Raw genomic sequence first — 17,636 nt, forward strand, 5'->3', positions numbered from 1 at the left:
ACGGACGGGCTGATATCAATCACGGCTGACTCACGGCTCACGATCCGGCGTTGACGTTGGCGAGGACGGCGGTGGCGATCGCCAGGACCACGGCGCCGGCGAGCAGGGCGCTCAGGTAGCTCTGCACGTTGCCGGTCTGGGCCCGGCGTACGAGGCTGCCGAGCAGCCGGGGGCCGGTGCCCGCGCCGCGGACGTACGTGTCCACGACCTCGCGGTCGAGGAAGCGGACCAGGCTCGCGGCGCCGCGGACGGGGCGTACGAAGAGCCGGTCGTAGACGGCGTCGAGGTGGAAGCCGTCGGCCGCGTGGCGGTGCAGGGGGCCGAGGAGCGCCTTGCCGGGGTCGGCGGCGGGGCCGGCCGGGACGGCGGGGTGGTCGTGGGTGACCTCGGCGACCTCGGGGGTCTCGGCCTCGGATTCGGCGACCGTGGCGGCCACGGCGGCGGCCGCGGCGAGGCCGTTGGCGGGCGCGGCGGCGGCTGCGACGGCCGCGGCACGGACCGTGGCGCGCTGCCAGAGGGCGTAGGTCAGCATGGCGCCGATGACCGCGGCTCCGGTGCCGAGGACGGAGGTGATCAGGGTCGGGGTGAGCTGTCCGCCGTCGAACCAGTCGGCGAGGGGGCCCGCCGCGAGGCCGAAGCCGATGGACGGGATCGCCAGCAGCCACAGCACGCCGGTCATGGCGACGGGCTCCTTGCCGTGGTCGGGGGCGGGGGCGCCCGTACCGCGGAAGGCCATCAGCCACAGCCGGGTGGCGTAGGCGGCCGTGAGCAGCGCGGTCAGCACGCCGGCGACCAGGACGATCCAGCCGGCGGTGCCGGGGGCGAACTCCGAGTGACCGGTGGCGGTGTGCTCGGCGGCGACGAGGACGGCTTCCTTGGAGAAGAAGCCGGCGAAGGGCGGGATGGCGGCGAGCGCGAGGAGCGCGATCGTCATCGTCCAGAAGGCGTCGGGGATGCGCTTGGCCAGGCCGTCCATACGGGACATGGCGGCCAGGGAGTTCGTACCGGCGGCGTGGATGATGACGCCCGCGCCGAGGAACAGCAGCGCCTTGAAGGCGCCGTGGGACAGGAGGTGGAAGACGGCGGCGCCGCGGTCGCCGACGGCCAGGGCCCCGGTCATGTAGCCGAGCTGGCCGACCGTGGAGTAGGCGAGTACGCGCTTGATGTCGTCCTGGGCCAGGGCGGCGAGGGCGGAACCGACCATCGTGACGGCCGCCATGACGGCCATGACCACCAGCGCGGCGCGGGAGGCCGCGAAGACGGGGAGGAGTCGGGCGATGAAGTAGACACCGGCGGCGACCATCGTCGCAGCGTGGATCAGCGCGGAGACCGGGGTCGGGCCCGCCATGGCGTCGGGGAGCCAGGTGTGCAGCGGGAACTGCGCGGACTTGCCCGCGACTCCGGCGAGCAGGAGGAGCGCGATCAGCGTCGGGTGGTCGAGCCCGCCCGCGGCGACGGTGCCCAGGATCTTGGTGATCCGGAAGGAGCCGGCGTCGGCGGCGAGCGCGAACAGGCCGATGAGGAAGGGGACGTCGCCGAGCTTGGTGACGAGGAAGGCCTTCAGGGAGGCGGAGCGGGCCGCTTCGGTCTCCCAGTAGTGGCCGACCAGGAAGTACGAGCAGATGCCCATGATCTCCCAGCCGACCAGCAGCACCATCAGGTCGCCGGAGTAGACGACGAGCAGCATGGCGGAGGTGAACAGTGAGACCAGAGCGGCATACGACGGGTAGCGCGGGTCCTCGCGCAGGTAGGCCGTCGAGTAGAGCTGTACGCAGGTGGCGACGACACCGACCAGGACGGCGACCAGCACGGCGAAGCCGTCCAGGTGGAGCGAGAGCTCGATCGGGACGGAGCCGGTCGGGGTCAGCTCGGTGGCGGTGTCGATCGCCTTGCCGCCGCCGTGGCGGACGGCGACGAGCACGGCCAGTACGGCGGCGCCCAGCGTCGGCACGATGGCGAGCGGCCGGACGAATCCGGGGGCCCTGCGGCCGGAGAGGAGTCCCGCGACCGCGCCCAGGAAGGGCAGGACGGGGACGAGGACGGCGAGGGTCGTGGTGCTCACGCGGCGACCTCCGGCCGGGCGGTGCTGGTGGTGTTGCCGGGGTTCTGGTCGGGCTCGTGGCCCTCGGCGGTGTCGCGCAGGCGGTCGACGTCCGAGGTGCCGCGGTTCCGGTACACCATCAGCACGATCGCGAGACCGATGCCGATCTCGGCGGCGGCGATGGCGATGGTGAAGAGGGTGAGCGCCTGGCCGGCGTGCAGGGTGTCGCGCAGCCAGACGTCGAAGGCCACCAGGTTGAGGTTGACGGCGTTGAGCATCAGCTCGACGGACATCAGGACCAGGATGGCGTTGCGGCGGGCCAGTACGCCGTACAGGCCCGTGCAGAAGAGGAGCGCCGCGAGCACGGCGGGGTAGGCGAGGTGCATCAGCGCTGACCCTTCTTCTCGCCGGCGGCGGCGTCGTTGGCGGTGTCGTTCCTGCGTGACAGCACGATGGCGCCGATCAGGGCCGCGAGGAGGAGGACGGAGAGCGCTTCGAAGGGCAGCACCCAGTGCTGGAAGAGGATCTCGCCGGAGACCTTCGTGGAGCCCTGGACCGGGCCGTCGAGGTCGATCCAAGTGGTGCGGAAGGCATCGACGACCACCCAGACGAGCGCGACGGCCGCGATGCCGGCGACCCCGGCCGCGACCCAGCGGTTGCCGGAGTCGGCGTCCGGGGAGCGGCCGATGGGCGCCTTGGTGAGCATCAGCCCGAAGAGGAGGAGGACGATCACGGAACCGAGGTAGATCAGGACCTGGACCCAGGCGATGAACTCCGCGGTCAGCAGCAGGTACTCAATGGCGATACCGCCGAGCGCGACGACCAGCCAGAGGGCGGCGTGCACGAGCTGCTTGGTGCTGACCGTGACGAGGGCCGCGCCGAGGGTGGCCAGGCCGACGAGGACGAAGGCGATCTCGACGCCGGTCGGGGATAGGAACCCGTTGCCCGTGGTCGCGGCCCCGGCCGCGGCGGCCAGGGTGGTGGCTGCGGGGGTCACGCGTCTCCCTCCGGGGTGGTCGGCGGTTCGGTCCCGGTTCCGGGCGCGGGCTCGGGCTCCGGTTCGGCGGCTGCTGCTGCGGCGGCTAGGGCGGCGGCTTCGGCCTTTTCCACTGCCTTGCGGGCGGCGGCGACCTCCTTGGGCTCCTCGGCGGCCGGGTCCAGGGCGGGCGGGGCCGGGACCGTCCACATCCACTCGCGGAGCTTGTCCCGCTCGTGGGTCAGCTCGTGGATGTCGGTCTCCGCGTACTCGAACTCCGGCGACCAGAAGAGGGCGTCGAAGGGGCACACCTCGATGCAGATACCGCAGTACATGCAGAGGGAGAAGTCGATGGCGAAGCGGTCGAGGACGTTGCGGCTGCGCTCGCGGCCGCCGGGGGTGGCGGCGGGGACCGTCTCCTTGTGGGAGTCGATGTAGATGCACCAGTCGGGGCACTCACGGGCGCACAGCATGCAGACCGTGCAGTTCTCCTCGAACAGGCCGATGACCCCGCGCGAGCGGGGCGGGAGGGAGGGCTGGACCTCGGGGTACTGGGCGGTGTGCGAGCGCTTCGTCATCGTGCGCAGCGTCACGGCCAGGCCCTTGGCGAGGCCGGATCCGGGGATGGGCATCAGTTGATCGCCACCTTCACGATGCCGGTGAGCGCGATCTGGGCGAGCGCGAGCGGGATGAGTGTGGTCCAGGCGAGCTTCTGGAGCTGGTCCTCGCGAAGCCGCGGGTAGCTCACGCGGAGCCAGATCACGACGAAGGCGAGGACGGCGGTCTTGAGCAGGGTCCAGACCCAGCCGAGACCGTCGGCGCCGAAGGGGCCCTGCCAACCGCCGAGAAAGAGGACGGTGGTGAGGCCGCAGAGGACGACGATGCCGGCGTACTCGGCGAGCAGGAACAGCGCGAAGCGCAGGCCGGTGTACTCGGTGTACGCGCCGAAGATGATCTCGGAATCGGCGACGGGCATGTCGAAGGGGGGCCGCTGGAGTTCGGCGAGGCCGGCGGTGAAGAAGACCAGGGCGCCGACGATCTGCCAGGGCAGCCACCACCACTGGAAGGACTCGACGATGCCGGGGAGGGAGACCGTCCCGGCCGCCATGGCCACCGAGGCGGCGGCGAGCAGCATGGGGAGCTCGTAGGCGAGCAGCTGGGCGGCCGTGCGCAGGCCGCCGAGCAGGGAGAACTTGTTCGCGGAGGCCCAGCCGGCCATGAGGGAGCCGAGGACTCCGACGCCCATGACGGCGAGCACGAAGAAGAGCCCGGCGTCGATGACCTGGCCGACCGCGCCCTCGCCGGGGCCGAGCGGGATGGCGAGGAGGACGAGGAGGTACGGGAGCAGGGCGACGGCGGGGGCGAGCTGGAAGATCCGGCGGTCGGCGTTGGCCGGCACGACGTCTTCCTTCTGGGCGAACTTCACGCCGTCGGCGACGAGCTGGGCCCACCCGTGGAAGCCGCCGGCGTACATGGGGCCGAGGCGGCCCTGCATGTGGGCCATCACCTTGTGCTCGGTCTGCCCGACGACGAGCGGGAGCACGAGGAAGACGGCGAAGACGACGATCAGCCGCAGGGCGACGTCGAGGACGTCGTTCACGCGTCGCCTCCGTTGTCAGGGGTGGGGTGGTCGGTCTTGGGGTCCGGCTGCGGGTCCCGCCGCTCCGGCTCCGCCGCCGGCGCGGGTGCCGCCTTCGGCTCGGGTGCCGGTGCGGGGGCGGCCTCCGGCTCGGGTGCCGGTGCCGGTGCCGCCTTCGGCTCGGGTGCCGGTGCGGGGGCGGCCTCCGGCTCGGGTGCCGGTGCCGGTGCCAGCTCCGCCGCCTGCGCCTGCTCGGGTGCCGGGGAGTCGAAGGCGGGCTTGGGGTCGTGCCACGGCGCGTCCGCGCTGCGGGGCGCGGGGCGGCGAGGCGGAGCCGCCGCCTCGTCACCGCCCGGCTCGGCGGTCGGGGCAGCAGCCGGGGCGGCTGCCTGGCCGGCCGAGCCGTCCGCCACCGATCGCGTACGGCGCGGCGGGCGGACCGGGACCTCCGACTCCGGGGCGGACGGGGTCTGCCCCGCCGCGTCCGGAGCGGCTGCCTGGCTGGCCGAGCCGTCCGCCACCGAACGGGTACGGCGCGGCGGGCGGACCGGGGCCTCCGACTCCGGGGCGGACGCCGTGTCCGCGACCGGGCGGGGGCGGCGGGCCGGTGCGCCCTCGCGGGGGGTCCGGGCGGCGGCGCCGGCAGCACGCGGGGTGCGGGCCGGGCGGGCGGGGGCCGGCGGGAGCTGGCCCTTCATCGGGCCCCAGTCGTTGGGGTCCGGGACGCCCGGCGGGAGCATCTGGCGGCGCTTCGGCGCGTCCGGGTCGTGGGCCTCACCCGGTTCCTTGGCGCCGGGCCAGGCCTTGGCGACGCGGGCGGCCAGGACGAAGTCCTTGCGCAGCGGGTGGCCCTCGAAGTTCTCCGGAAGGAGGAGGTGGACGAGGTGCGGGTGGTCCGTGAAGGTCACCCCGAACATCTCGAAGGTCTCGCGTTCGTGCCACTCCGCGCCCGCGTACACAGCGACCGCCGAAGGCAGCGCGGGAGCGGAGTGCGGGACGGTGGTGCGCAGCAGCAGGCGGCGTACCCGGTGGTTCTCCAGCGAGACGACGTGCGCGCAGATCCGAAAGCCGGTGCCCGGCTCGTCGACCGCGCTCAGCCAGTCGAAGTACGTGCAGCCCAGCTTGTCCCGGGCGATCTCCAGGGAGGAGATCCAGGAGCCGGCGGGCACGTCGACGGTGAGGACGTCGTACGAGGACGAGCCGACGGCCTCTTCGCCGAAGACCGTCGCCGCCGCGTCGGGCAGGGAGTCGTAGAGGTTCATGCGCCGGCCCCGGGGGGTGTGACCAGGCCGCTCGTCAGCTGGGCCACCGAGGGTCCCGGCGCGTAGCGCTCCGCCAGCGACTCGCGGGCGATCTTCTCCTGGAGCTTGAGGATGCCCTGGAGCAGGGCTTCCGGCCGCGGCGGGCAGCCGGGCACGTACACGTCGACCGGAATGATCTGGTCGACGCCCTTGGTCACCGAGTACGAGTCCCAGTACGGGCCGCCGCAGTTGGAGCAGGCGCCGAAGGAGATGACGTACTTGGGCTCCGGCATCTGCTCGTAGAGCCGCTTGACGGCGGGCGCCATCTTGTCCGTGACCGTGCCCGAGACGATCATCAGGTCGGCCTGGCGCGGCCCCGGCGCGAAGGGGATGACGCCGAGGCGGATGAAGTCGTGCCGGGCCATCGACGCGGCGATGAACTCGATGGCGCAGCAGGCGAGTCCGAAGTTGAAGACCCACAGGCTGTAGCGGCGGCCCCAGTTCAGGACCACCTTCATCGGTTCCGGGGCGAGGCGGGAGAGGACTCCCAGGCGCTTGGGCTCCGGGAGCAGCTCCGGCTGAGGTGTCACGTCCATTCGAGGACGCCCTTCTTGTACGCATAGAGCAGGCCGACGGCCAGGAAGCCCAGGAAGATGAACATCTCCACCAGGGTCGTGGCGCCGTAACCGGCGGCGGCGAACACCGTCGCCCACGGGAAGAGGAAGATCGAGTCGACGGCGAAGATGACGTAGAGGAACGCGTAGACGTAGTAGCGGACCTGGGTGTGCGCCCAGCCCTCGCCCACCGGGTCGACGCCGCATTCGTACGTCAGGAGCTTCTCGTGGGTCGGGACCACGGGCCGCAGCAGGCGGCCGGCGCCGAAGGCCACGGCCACGAAGAGCACACCGAGGGCGGCCAGCAGGCCGACGACCGAATAACTCCGGAAGTAGTCCGCGGCGAGCACGGTTACGGTCGATACCGTTGGTTCAGGCACGTCCGTTCCTCGCTCCTCGGTCAGTGTTGACGATCTGATACAGGCGGGAGTCTAGGGCCTGCTCACACGGGGTGGGGTTATCCCCCGTTCACAGCACCCCGGCCACCCCATGGCATTGGCGGCCGCGCCTTGGCAGGCTGGCCCGCATGACCATGAGCCAGGGCATCCCCGACAACGACCGGCCGCCCCCCGTCCGACCTGTCTTCAGCGCCGTGACGTGGAAGGAGATGGCCCATCTCGCGGGCAACCTGCCCGTGGCGATCATCGGATTTGTTTACGCGGTTGTCATGGTTTCCGGCACGGGCGGTCTGTCCGTGACCGCGGTCGGACTTCCGCTGCTCGCATGTGGTCTCTATCTGTCTCGGCAGTTGGGACGGCTGGAGCGGGCGCGCGCCCGGGTGCTGTTGGGCGTACGGGTGGAGGAGCCCACTCCGATTCCCGGTCCGAAGCGGGCCGGCGGTTTCTTCCCCTGGCTGTGGACGAGCATCAAGGATCCGGTCGGCTGGCGGACGGTGCTGTACCAGCTGGTCCGGCTGCCGTGGGGGGTCTTCACCTTCACGGTAGTCCTGACCGGCCTGTTCGTGCTGTGGCCGGTGCTGCCGTACGTGGTGCGGCTGCTGGCGAACGCGGACCGCGCGATGGTACGGGGGCTGCTGTCGCCCTCCGACGAGCTGGAGCGGCGGATCGCCGAGCTGGAATCCGACCGGGGCGTGGTGGTCGACACCGCGGCCGCCGACCTGCGGCGCATCGAAAGGGACCTGCACGACGGGGCACAGGCGCGGCTGGTGGCGCTGGCCATGGGTCTGGGCCTGGCGAAGGAGAAGCTGCTGGAGGACCCGGAGGGCGCGGCGGCGATGGTCGACGAGGCCCACGGGGAGGTGAAGCTGGCGCTCCAGGAGCTGCGGGACCTCGCGCGGGGGATCCATCCGGCGGTGCTGACGGACCGGGGGCTGGACGCGGCGCTGTCGTCGGTGGCTTCGCGGTGCGTGGTGCCGGTGAAGGTGGCGGTGGATCTGCCGGCGCGGCCGGCGGAGGCGATCGAGGGGATCGCGTACTTCGTGGTGTCGGAGCTGCTGCAGAACGTGAGCAAGCACGCGGGCCCGACCGCGCGGGGGGCGAGCGTGGAGGTGTGGCGGGCGGGGGCTCGGCTGCTGATCCGGGTGTCGGACGACGGGCGGGGCGGGGCCGTTGCCTCCGGCGGGAGCGGGCTGGCGGGGCTGGGCGAGCGGCTGGATGCGGTGGACGGGGTGCTGGTGGTGTCCTCTCCGGAGGGGGAGGGGACGGTGGTGACGGCGGAGCTGCCGTGGCGCGGGCGCGCGGGGGTGGAGGCCGGGGGCGGGGTGGGGCGGGGGGGGGCCCCCGGCCCCCGGGCGGGGGGGGGGGCGCCCCGCCCGGGGGGGGGGGGGGGGGGGGGGGGGGGGGGGGGGGGGGGGGGGGGGGGGGGGGGGGGGGGGGGGGGGGGGGGGGGGGGGCCGGGGGCTGAGCCCCGGGCCCCGTGTCGTGGCGTGGGACTCCCGTCCGGGGTGGGCGGGGGTTCCGTGCGTGTGGTGGGGGTGCGGGTGCGTGGTGCCCTGCGGGCCGCTTCCCGGGGCTCCGCCCCGGACCCCGCGCCTCAAACGCCGGCGAGGCTGGAAGGTTCCGCGCCCTGCGGGGCTGGAAGGTGCCGCCCTGCAGGGCTGGAAGGCGCCGCCCCCGCGGAGCGGGAAACTGCACGGCGGTGCCGAAAACAGCCCGGGGTGCGGGTGCATCGTGCCCTGCGGGCCGCTTCCCGGGGCTCCGCCCCGGACCCCGCGCCTCAAACGCCGGCGAGGCTGGAAGGTGCCGCCCTGCGGGGCTGGAGCTGCCCGGGCGGCGCCCGAAACGGCCCGGGGTGCGGGTGCATCGTGCCCTGCGGGCCGTCTCCCGGGGCTCCGCCCCGGACCCCGCGCCTCAAACGCCGGCGAGGCTGGAAAGTGCCGCCCTGCGGGGCTGGAGGGTGCCCCCCCGCGGGGCTGGAATCCGGGCCATTGGGAAGGGCGGTGGGCTCGGTGGGGTGGGGTTATCCCCCCTGTGGGGATGCCTACTCGCCGCATGGTGGTCGGGGGGTGGGGGGCCGCAGGGTGGGGGTACGGCTGATCGAAGGGTGGGTGGGGTTGTGAGGTACGGCAACGGCGGCGGGGCGGGTGCCGGTTCCGGGACCGGTGGGGGGATGCGGGGGGTGTTGCGGGCTCCCGTTGCCGGGCGGACCTGGCGGGAGTTCGGGTATGTGCTGGTGGGGCTGCCGCTGAGCGGGGTGTATTTTTCGCTCGCCCTCGCCGGTCTGAGCGTCGGCGCCGGGCTGCTCGTCACCTTCCTCGGGGTTCCGGTTCTCGCCGGCGTGCTCGCCATGTCCCGCGGGTTCGGCCACCTGGAGCGGGCCCGCGTCCGCGTCCTCCTCGGGACCGACGTCCCCGACCCGGCACCCATCCGCGCCGCGAAGGGCGGCGCCCTCGCCGCCATGGGAGCGCTGCTCAAGAGCGGGAGTGCCTGGCGGCACGTGCTGTACTCCGTGATCCACTTCCCGTGGGCGCTGTTCGCGTTCTGCGTGGCACTGACGTTCTGGGCGTACGGGTGGGGCTTCCTGCTGTACCCGCTCTGGTTCTGGGTCTTCCCGGCCTTCACCGACCAGTCCGGATTGGTCGTCTTCAACAACGACGCGTACTCCCTCGCCCTCGACTCCCCCCTGGCGATCTTCCTCACCTCCCTCCTCGGGTTCGCGCTCACCCTCGCCACCCCCTGGGTGGTCCGGGCCCTGACCACCGTCGACCGGGTCCTGGTCGGCGGGCTGCTCGGGCCGTCCCGCCTGGCGACGCGCGTCACCGAGCTGGAGTCCGACCGGGGCGTGGTGGTCGACACCGCGGCCGCCGACCTGCGGCGCATCGAACGGGACCTGCACGACGGGGCACAGGCGCGGCTGGTCGCGCTGGCCATGGACCTGGGCCAGGCGAAGGAGACGCTGGCGCAGGACCCGCAGGCCGCCGCCCGCATGGTCGACGAGGCCCACGGGGAGGTGAAGATCGCCCTCCAGGAGCTGCGGGACCTCGCGCGCGGGATCCATCCGGCGGTGCTGACCGACCGCGGGCTGGACGCGGCGCTGTCCGCGGTCGCCTCGCGCTGCGCCGCGCCGGTACGGGTGGCCGTGGACCTCCCGGGGCGGCCGGCGGCGGCGATCGAGGGGATCGCGTACTTCACCGTCTCGGAGCTGCTCCAGAACGTCAGCAAGCACGCCATGGCCCGGTCCGCCTCGGTGGACGTGTGGAAGTCCGGGGAGCGGCTGCTGATCCAGGTCGCCGACGACGGGCGGGGCGGGGCGGACATCCGGCCCGGTTCGGGGCTGGCGGGGCTGGCCGAGCGGCTGGACGCGGTGGACGGGGTGCTGGTCGTCGACTCCCCCGCGGACGGCGGGACCACCGTCACCGCCGAGCTCCCCTGGCGGACCTGACATACGCAGGACCTGACATACGCACCCGGCCTCCGCGGGGAAGAACTGCCGAAAACTCCCGCCTTGCGCCCGCTCGTTGTCCCGGCTCTGCCGTGATCCGGCCTTCGGGCTGGGATGCTTGGCCGAGTCACGGAGTGCGGGAACGAGCGGACGCGGGGGCAGCGGAGTCGTGGAAGACAGGGTGCGGGTGGTCATCGCCGAGGATTCAGTGCTGCTGCGTGAGGGCCTGACCCGGCTGCTGACCGACCGGGGGCATGACGTCGTCGCGGGCGTAGGGGACGCGGAAGCACTGATCAAGACGGTGTCGGACCTGGCGGCGGAGGACGCGCTGCCGGACGTGGTGGTGGCCGATGTGCGGATGCCGCCGACGCACACGGACGAGGGCGTACGGGCCGCCGTACGGCTGCGGCGCGAGCACCCCGGGGTCGGAGTGCTCGTACTGTCGCAGTACGTGGAGGAGCAGTACGCCACCGAACTGCTGGCCGGTTCCAGCACCGGAGTGGGGTACCTCCTCAAGGACCGGGTGGCCGACGTGCGGGAGTTCCTGGACGCGGTGGTACGGGTGGCCCGGGGCGGTACCGCGCTGGACCCGGAGGTCGTCGCGCAGCTCCTGGGCCGCAGCCGGAAGCAGGACGTGCTGGCCGGGCTGACCCCGCGGGAGCGTGAGGTGCTCGGGCTGATGGCCGAGGGTCGCACCAATTCGGCCGTGGCCAAGCAGCTGGTGGTCAGCGACGGGGCGGTGGAGAAGCACGTCAGCAACATCTTCATGAAGCTGGGGCTGTCGCCGAGTGACGGGGATCACCGGCGTGTTCTGGCCGTTCTCACCTACCTGAGGTCTTGATCGGCAGACACTCAGTCAGATACGGCAGGTACGACACTTACGGCATTCCCGTCGGGTCGTCTCAAGGGGCGGGCCGACGGTCCAGAATGTGGCCGCCCCCTGGGACGGGCACCCTGCGGACGTAGGGTGGGTCTGTGGGGGTGCCCACGCCTCGAAGGAGGTCCAGTTCAGTGACCAGCCAGGTCAGTAGCCCAGCCGAGCAGGCCGACGGGGCTGGGGGTGCGGTTGTCGGTGGACAGCGCACTCCGGGGAGCCCGGGCGGCAAGGAAGTACGACGCCTCGATCGTGTGATCATCCGATTCGCGGGTGACTCCGGTGACGGTATGCAGCTCACCGGTGACCGCTTCACCTCCGAAACGGCGTCCTTCGGCAACGACCTCTCGACGCTGCCGAACTTCCCGGCCGAGATCCGGGCGCCCGCCGGCACCCTGCCGGGCGTGTCGTCCTTCCAGCTCCACTTCGCCGACCACGACATCCTGACCCCGGGCGACGCGCCGAACGTGCTGGTCGCGATGAATCCGGCCGCCCTGAAGGCGAACATCGCGGACGTGCCGCGCGGCGCGGAGATCATCATCAACACCGATGAGTTCACCAAGCGCCCCATGGCCAAGGTCGGCTACGAGACCTCGCCGCTCGAAGACGGCTCGCTGGACGCCTACAACCTGCATCCGGTGCCGCTCACCACGCTGACGGTCGAGGCGCTCAAGGACTTCGGGCTGACCCGCAAGGAGGCCGAGCGCAGCAAGAACATGTTCGCGCTGGGCCTGCTGAGCTGGATGTACCACCGGCCGACGGAGGGCACGGAGGCCTTCCTGCGGCAGAAGTTCGCGAAGAAGCCGGACATCGCCGAGGCGAACATCGTCGCCTTCCGGGCCGGCTGGAACTTCGGCGAGACCACCGAGGACTTCGCCGTCTCCTACGAGGTCGCCCCGGCCAGCAAGGCCTTCCCCACCGGCACCTACCGCAACATCTCCGGGAACCTGGCCCTCTCCTACGGGCTGCTCGCGGCCTCCCAGCAGGCCGACCTGCCGCTCTACCTGGGCTCGTACCCGATCACCCCGGCCTCGGACATCCTGCACGAGCTGTCCAAGCACAAGAACTTCGGCGTACGGACCTTCCAGGCCGAGGACGAGATCGCCGGCATCGGCGCGGCGCTCGGGGCGGCCTTCGGCGGCGCGCTCGGCGTCACCACCACCTCCGGGCCCGGTGTGGCGCTGAAGTCCGAGACGATCGGCCTGGCGGTCTCGCTGGAGCTGCCGCTGCTGATCGTGGACATCCAGCGCGGCGGCCCTTCCACCGGCCTGCCGACCAAGACGGAGCAGGCGGACCTGCTGCAGGCCATGTTCGGCCGCAACGGCGAGGCGCCCGTCCCGGTCATCGCGCCCCGCACCCCGGCGGACTGCTTCGACGCGGCCCTCGACGCGGCGCGGATCGCGCTGACCTACCGGACCCCGGTCTTCCTGCTCTCCGACGGCTACCTGGCCAACGGATCCGAGCCGTGGAGAATCCCGGACGTGGCGGACCTGCCCGACCTGAAGGTCCAGTTCGCCACCGGCCCGAACCACACCCTCGGCGACGGCACCGAGGTGTTCTGGCCCTACAAGCGGGACCCGCAGACGCTGGCCCGCCCCTGGGCCGTGCCCGGCACCCCCGGCCTCGAGCACCGCATCGGCGGCATCGAGAAGCAGGACGGCACCGGCAACATCTCGTACGACCCGGCCAACCACGACCTCATGGTCCGCACCCGCCAGGCCAAGATCGACGGCATCGTGGTGCCGGACCTGGAGGTCGACGACCCGGACGGGGCCCGCACGCTCGTCCTGGGCTGGGGCTCCACGTACGGCCCGATCACCGCCGCCGTCCGCCGGCTGCGCGTCGCCGGCAGCGGCCCCATCGCGCAGGCGCACCTGCGCCATCTGAACCCCTTCCCGGGGAATCTCGGCGAGGTCCTGAAGCGTTACGACAAGGTAGTGGTGCCGGAGATGAACCTCGGGCAGCTGGCCACCCTGATCCGGGCGAAGTACTTGGTCGACGCCCAGTCGTACAACCAGGTCAACGGAATGCCCTTCAAGGCGGAGCAGCTCGCGAAGGTCCTCGAGGAGGCCATCAATGACTGAGGTGACCGACCACCCGCACCTGCTGTCCCTGGTGCCCAAGGCCGAGGCCAAGCAGTCGATGAAGGACTTCAAGTCGGACCAGGAGGTCCGCTGGTGCCCCGGCTGCGGTGACTACGCGGTGCTCGCGGCCGTCCAGGGCTTCATGCCCGAGCTGGGGCTGGCGAAGGAGAACATCGTCTTCGTCTCCGGAATCGGCTGCTCCAGCCGTTTCCCGTACTACATGAACACCTACGGGATGCACTCCATCCACGGCCGCGCGCCGGCCATCGCCACCGGGCTGGCGACCTCGCGCCGCGACCTGTCGGTCTGGGTCGTGACGGGTGACGGTGACGCGCTGTCCATCGGCGGCAACCACCTCATCCACGCCCTGCGGCGCAACGTCAACCTCAAGATCCTGCTGTTCAACAACCGGATCTACGGGCTGACCAAGGGGCAGTACTCCCCCACCTCCGAGCTCGGCAAGATCACCAAGTCGACGCCGATGGGCTCGCTGGACGCGCCCTTCAACCCGGTCTCGCTCGCGATCGGGGCCGAGGCCTCGTTCGTGGCCCGTACCGTCGACTCGGACCGCAAGCACCTCACCGAGGTGCTGCGCCAGGCCGCCGACCACCAGGGCACGGCGCTGGTGGAGATCTACCAGAACTGCAACATCTTCAACGACGGCGCCTTCGAGGTCCTGAAGGACAACGACCAGGCCCAGGAGGCCGTGATCCGGCTGGAGCACGGGCAGCCGATCCGCTTCGGGGCCGGTCTCCACAAGGGCGTCGTGCGCAACCCCGCCACCGGTGACCTGGAGGTCGTCGAGGTCACCGCCGAGAACGAGTCGCGGATCCTGGTCCACGACGCGCACGCGGCCGGCCCCACCACGGCCTTCGCGCTGTCCCGCCTGGCCGATCCCGACACCCTGCGCCAGACCCCCATCGGGGTGTTCCGCAGCGTGGAGCGGCCCGTCTACGACACGCTCATGGCCGACCAGCTCGACTCCGCCATCGACCGGAAGGGCAAGGGCGACCTCGGCGCCCTCCTGCACGGCAACGACACCTGGACGGTCATCGGCTGACCGGCACGGCACCACCACCCTCCTCCGAGCCCGGATCCCCCGTGGATCCGGGCTCGTGCGCATTCACGCAAGCCCCCGGGGATGTCATGAGTATCTCCAGCGAACGGGCATGACATCCGGTCCCTGCGGCGCTACCGTCTTGAGGGTTGGCTGGATGTCGTACAGGAGGCCCCGTGAAGGCGGAGAACGAGCAGCGCACGGGTCTGCTCTACGGATTCGGCGCATACGGACTGTGGGGGCTCGTTCCGCTCTTCTGGCCGCTGCTCATGCCCTCCGGCGCCGTCGAGATCCTCGCCCACCGCATGGTGTGGTCGCTGGCCGTCGTGGGAGTGGCGCTGCTGGCGCTGCGCCGCTGGGGCTGGATGGCGGAGCTGGTGCGCCAGCCGCGCAAGCTGGGTCTGACCGCACTGGCCGCCTCGGTGATCAGTGTGAACTGGGGCCTGTACATCTGGTCCGTCAACAACGGCCACGTCGTCGAGGCGAGCCTCGGCTACTTCATCAATCCGCTGGTCAGCATCGCGATCGGCGTGCTGGTGCTGGGTGAGCGGCTGCGCCGCGTGCAGTGGGCGGCGGTCGGGATCAGCTTCATCGCCGTGCTGGTGCTCGCCATCGGCTACGGGCGCCCGCCGTGGATCTCGCTGATCCTGGCCTGCTCCTTCGCGACGTACGGACTGATCAAGAAGAAGCTGAACATGGGCGGGCTGGAGTCGCTGACCGCCGAGACCGCCGTGCTGTTCCTGCCGGCCCTCGGCTACCTGCTCTGGCTGGGCGCGCAGGGCCGGTCCGGCTTCGCCGCGCACGGCGTCGGCCACGCGCTGCTCCTGGCCGCGACCGGACTCGTCACCGCGGTCCCGCTGGTGTTCTTCGGGGCGGCGGCGATCCGGGTCCCGCTGTCCACCCTCGGACTGCTCCAGTACATGGCCCCGGTGTTCCAGTTCGGGCTCGGCGTCCTCTACTTCCACGAGGCCATGCCGCCCGAGCGCTGGGCCGGCTTCTCCCTGGTCTGGGCCGCGCTCGCCCTCCTGACGTGGGACGCGCTGCGCACGGCGCGGCAGTCCCGGGCCCGGCTCGACGTGCCGGCGGCCGCGGTCGGGGCGCCGGCCCGCGAGCCCGCGTAAGGGCGGCGCCACAGCGCGCACCCGGCTCACACGATCCCCGCCACGGAACTCCCGTAGCGGGGATCGTCCGTTTTCCGAACAGCCCTGACCGAATTGTGGTCTTGACGGATTGTCATGCTCTCGCTGAACATCAGGCTCGCACAGACGCGCTAACGCTCACCCGCTCTATCCCCACTCGTTCCGTCACATCCCCGCGGAATCCCGGAGCCCCCACATGAGCCTGTCCGTCTCCCGGCGCCTCGCTGCCGTGACCGCCCTCGCGGTCGCCGGCCTGTTCGCCGCCACCACTCCCGCCGCGCTCGCCGCCCCCACGGCGGCCACCGCGGCGCCGACGCCGCCCGACATTCCGCTGGCCAACGTCAAGGCCCACCTGTCGCAGCTCTCGACGATCGCCGCCAACAACGGCGGCAACCGGGCCCACGGCAGGGCCGGCTACAAGGCCTCGATCGACTACGTGAAGGCCAAGCTCGACGCGGCCGGTTTCACCACCACGCTGCAGACCTTCACGTACAACAGCGCCACCGGCTACAACCTGATCGCCGACTGGCCGGGCGGCGACCCGAACTCGGTCCTGATGTCCGGCTCGCACCTGGACTCGGTCACGGGCGGCGCGGGCATCAACGACAACGGCTCCGGCAGCGCGGCGGTCCTGGAGACCGCGCTGGCCGTGTCCCGGGCGGGCCTCCAGCCGACGAAGCACCTGCGCTTCGGCTGGTGGGGGGCGGAGGAACTGGGCCTGGTCGGCTCCAAGTACTACGTCAACAACCTGCCGGCCGCCGAGAAGGCGAAGATCTCCGGCTACCTGAACTTCGACATGATCGGCTCGCCGAACCCGGGCTACTTCGTCTACGACGACGACCCGACGATCGAGCAGACCTTCAAGAACTACTACGCGGGCCTCGGCATCCCGACCGAGATCGAGACGGAGGGCGACGGCCGCTCCGACCACGCTCCCTTCAAGAACGCCGGCATACCGGTCGGCGGCCTGTTCTCCGGCGCCGACTACACCAAGACGGCGGCCCAGGCGCAGAAGTGGGGCGGCACCTCCGGTCAGGCCTTCGACCGCTGCTACCACTCCTCCTGCGACAGCCTGGCGAACATCAACGACACCGCCCTGGACCGCAACTCCGACGCGATCGCCTACGCGATCTGGAACCTCGGCGCGGCCACCCCGGTCCCGCCGGGCCCGTCCTTCGAGAACACGGCGGACGTGAACATCCCGGACTCCCCGGGCGCCGCGGTGACCTCGCCGATCACGGTCTCCGGGGTCGCGGGCAACGCCCCCGCCACCACCAAGGTCGACGTGAACATCGTCCACACCTACATCGGCGACCTGAAGGTCGACCTGGTCGCCCCGGACGGCACCGTCTACACCCTGCACAACCGCAGCGGCGGCAGCGCCGACAACCTGGTCCAGTCGTACACCGTCAACGCCTCCAGCGAGGTGGCGAACGGGGTGTGGAAGCTCCAGGTGAAGGACCTGGCCGCCCAGGACGTGGGCTACATCAACAGCTGGAAGATCACCTTCTGATCCCGGCGCCGTCGTCCTCGGAGCCGTCGCCGTGCAGGACCGGCGGCGGCTCCTGGATGCGGGCGCGCAGTTCCTCCGCCACCGCCCCGATGTCGGCGCGGCCCAGCTTCGCGGCCTCCACCAGGTCGCCGAGCACCTCGGGCGAGGGCAGTTGCCTGGCCCCGGCCACGCGCAGGTACGAGCGGGTCGCGGCGGCCGCGTAGAACTCGTTCATCGGGGATTCCAGCGCCGGGCACACGGCGAGGGTGTGCAGAAACGCGGCGGCCCGCCACGCGGTGTCCGGGGCGGGCTGTTCGGGCACCAGGACGAGGTCGTTCTGGTGCCGGGCGACCGCGGCGGCCACCCCGGAGGGGTCCCATACGGCGGGATCGGACGGAAGATGGTGGGCCAGAGCGGTCCAGGCCCACTCCATGGTGATCTTCAATTGCCGAACCGCTCCTGGAAGTAGCCCCAGTGGTCGGCGAACTCCTCTATGCCGGACAGGAACTTCTTCCGGTCGTCGTCCAGTTCGCGTTCCGTGACTTCGGTGATCAGCGCGGTGACCGTCGTCCCCAGCGCCGCCGCGCGCGCCTTCAGGCGCTCGTGGAACTCCTCGTTCAGGCGGATGGTGACGTGTCTCGACATGACAACCACCGTACAGCGGGGCTGCTGTACGCAGGAGGCGAACGGCGCAAGGGT

16 protein-coding genes and 1 pseudogene are annotated in these 17,636 nt (G+C 71.7%); 7 read left to right on the forward strand and 10 right to left on the reverse strand.

What is annotated here, in order from left to right:
* Positions 1-37 precede the first annotated feature (37 nt).
* From ACIP5M_RS26300 to ACIP5M_RS26335, 8 genes are read right to left on the reverse strand one after another with little or no spacing between them, the layout of a single operon-like run.
* The gene (locus ACIP5M_RS26300; RefSeq protein ID WP_401201336.1) at positions 38-2,062 is read right to left on the reverse strand and encodes an NADH-quinone oxidoreductase subunit L; all 2,025 of its coding nucleotides are present in this window, start codon (positions 2,060-2,062) and stop codon (positions 38-40) included.
* A complete protein-coding gene (gene nuoK, locus ACIP5M_RS26305) occupies positions 2,059-2,427 on the reverse strand; it encodes an NADH-quinone oxidoreductase subunit NuoK (protein ID WP_401201337.1) in 369 nt (122 codons plus the stop codon). Before nuoK ends, ACIP5M_RS26300 begins: the two co-directional genes overlap by 4 nt.
* Positions 2,427-3,038 carry an NADH-quinone oxidoreductase subunit J gene (locus tag ACIP5M_RS26310; RefSeq protein ID WP_401201338.1) on the reverse strand — a complete coding sequence of 204 codons (612 nt, stop codon included), beginning with the start codon at positions 3,036-3,038 and terminating at the stop codon, positions 2,427-2,429. The genes nuoK and ACIP5M_RS26310 overlap by 1 nt, the downstream gene beginning before the upstream one ends.
* Positions 3,035-3,652, reverse strand: a complete 618-nt coding sequence (locus tag ACIP5M_RS26315; protein ID WP_401201493.1) for a NuoI/complex I 23 kDa subunit family protein — start codon at positions 3,650-3,652, stop codon at positions 3,035-3,037. Before ACIP5M_RS26315 ends, ACIP5M_RS26310 begins: the two co-directional genes overlap by 4 nt.
* Complete coding sequence (locus tag ACIP5M_RS26320) at positions 3,649-4,617, reverse strand: NADH-quinone oxidoreductase subunit H (protein WP_401201339.1); 969 nt, start codon at positions 4,615-4,617, stop codon at positions 3,649-3,651. The genes ACIP5M_RS26315 and ACIP5M_RS26320 overlap by 4 nt, the downstream gene beginning before the upstream one ends.
* A complete protein-coding gene (locus ACIP5M_RS26325; RefSeq protein ID WP_401201341.1) occupies positions 4,614-5,858 on the reverse strand; it encodes an NADH-quinone oxidoreductase subunit C in 1,245 nt (414 codons plus the stop codon). The genes ACIP5M_RS26320 and ACIP5M_RS26325 overlap by 4 nt, the downstream gene beginning before the upstream one ends.
* Positions 5,855-6,433, reverse strand: a complete 579-nt coding sequence (locus ACIP5M_RS26330; RefSeq protein WP_401201343.1) for an NADH-quinone oxidoreductase subunit B — start codon at positions 6,431-6,433, stop codon at positions 5,855-5,857. Before ACIP5M_RS26330 ends, ACIP5M_RS26325 begins: the two co-directional genes overlap by 4 nt.
* Positions 6,424-6,831 carry an NADH-quinone oxidoreductase subunit A gene (locus ACIP5M_RS26335; protein ID WP_030710243.1) on the reverse strand — a complete coding sequence of 136 codons (408 nt, stop codon included), beginning with the start codon at positions 6,829-6,831 and terminating at the stop codon, positions 6,424-6,426. Before ACIP5M_RS26335 ends, ACIP5M_RS26330 begins: the two co-directional genes overlap by 10 nt.
* Positions 6,832-6,977: 146 nt before the next feature.
* Between ACIP5M_RS26335 and ACIP5M_RS26340 the strand changes: the two are divergent.
* The 7 genes and pseudogenes from ACIP5M_RS26340 to ACIP5M_RS26370 form a co-directional block, all read left to right on the forward strand.
* Positions 6,978-8,156: pseudogene (locus ACIP5M_RS26340) on the forward strand (sensor histidine kinase); the annotation flags it as partial.
* 863 nt (positions 8,157-9,019) lie between these two features.
* Complete coding sequence (locus tag ACIP5M_RS26345) at positions 9,020-10,291, forward strand: sensor histidine kinase (RefSeq protein ID WP_401201344.1); 1,272 nt, start codon at positions 9,020-9,022, stop codon at positions 10,289-10,291.
* Between the two features lie 181 nt (positions 10,292-10,472).
* Positions 10,473-11,132, forward strand: coding sequence for a LuxR C-terminal-related transcriptional regulator (locus tag ACIP5M_RS26350; protein ID WP_401201495.1), 660 nt, complete (start codon positions 10,473-10,475; stop codon positions 11,130-11,132).
* Between the two features lie 170 nt (positions 11,133-11,302).
* Positions 11,303-13,249 carry a 2-oxoacid:acceptor oxidoreductase subunit alpha gene (locus ACIP5M_RS26355; protein WP_401201346.1) on the forward strand — a complete coding sequence of 649 codons (1,947 nt, stop codon included), beginning with the start codon at positions 11,303-11,305 and terminating at the stop codon, positions 13,247-13,249.
* Entirely contained in the window at positions 13,242-14,309 is a 1,068-nt protein-coding gene (locus tag ACIP5M_RS26360) for a 2-oxoacid:ferredoxin oxidoreductase subunit beta (RefSeq protein ID WP_401201347.1), read from the forward strand. The genes ACIP5M_RS26355 and ACIP5M_RS26360 overlap by 8 nt, the downstream gene beginning before the upstream one ends.
* A 173-nt stretch (positions 14,310-14,482) precedes the next feature.
* Positions 14,483-15,427 carry an EamA family transporter RarD gene (gene rarD / locus ACIP5M_RS26365; RefSeq protein ID WP_401201348.1) on the forward strand — a complete coding sequence of 315 codons (945 nt, stop codon included), beginning with the start codon at positions 14,483-14,485 and terminating at the stop codon, positions 15,425-15,427.
* Positions 15,428-15,641: 214 nt separating this feature from the next.
* The gene (locus ACIP5M_RS26370; RefSeq protein WP_401201349.1) at positions 15,642-16,958 is read left to right on the forward strand and encodes a M28 family metallopeptidase; all 1,317 of its coding nucleotides are present in this window, start codon (positions 15,642-15,644) and stop codon (positions 16,956-16,958) included.
* Here ACIP5M_RS26370 and ACIP5M_RS26375 read toward each other — a convergent pair.
* Positions 16,948-17,382, reverse strand: a complete 435-nt coding sequence (locus ACIP5M_RS26375) for a hypothetical protein (RefSeq protein ID WP_401201351.1) — start codon at positions 17,380-17,382, stop codon at positions 16,948-16,950. The genes ACIP5M_RS26370 and ACIP5M_RS26375 overlap by 11 nt on opposite strands.
* Positions 17,379-17,582 carry a hypothetical protein gene (locus tag ACIP5M_RS26380; protein ID WP_401201352.1) on the reverse strand — a complete coding sequence of 68 codons (204 nt, stop codon included), beginning with the start codon at positions 17,580-17,582 and terminating at the stop codon, positions 17,379-17,381. Before ACIP5M_RS26380 ends, ACIP5M_RS26375 begins: the two co-directional genes overlap by 4 nt.
* Between the last annotated feature and the right edge of the window lie 54 nt (positions 17,583-17,636).

Origin of the sequence: Streptomyces sp. NPDC088762, assembly GCF_044750905.1 — a bacterium.
In the GTDB taxonomy this organism is placed as follows: domain Bacteria; phylum Actinomycetota; class Actinomycetes; order Streptomycetales; family Streptomycetaceae; genus Streptomyces.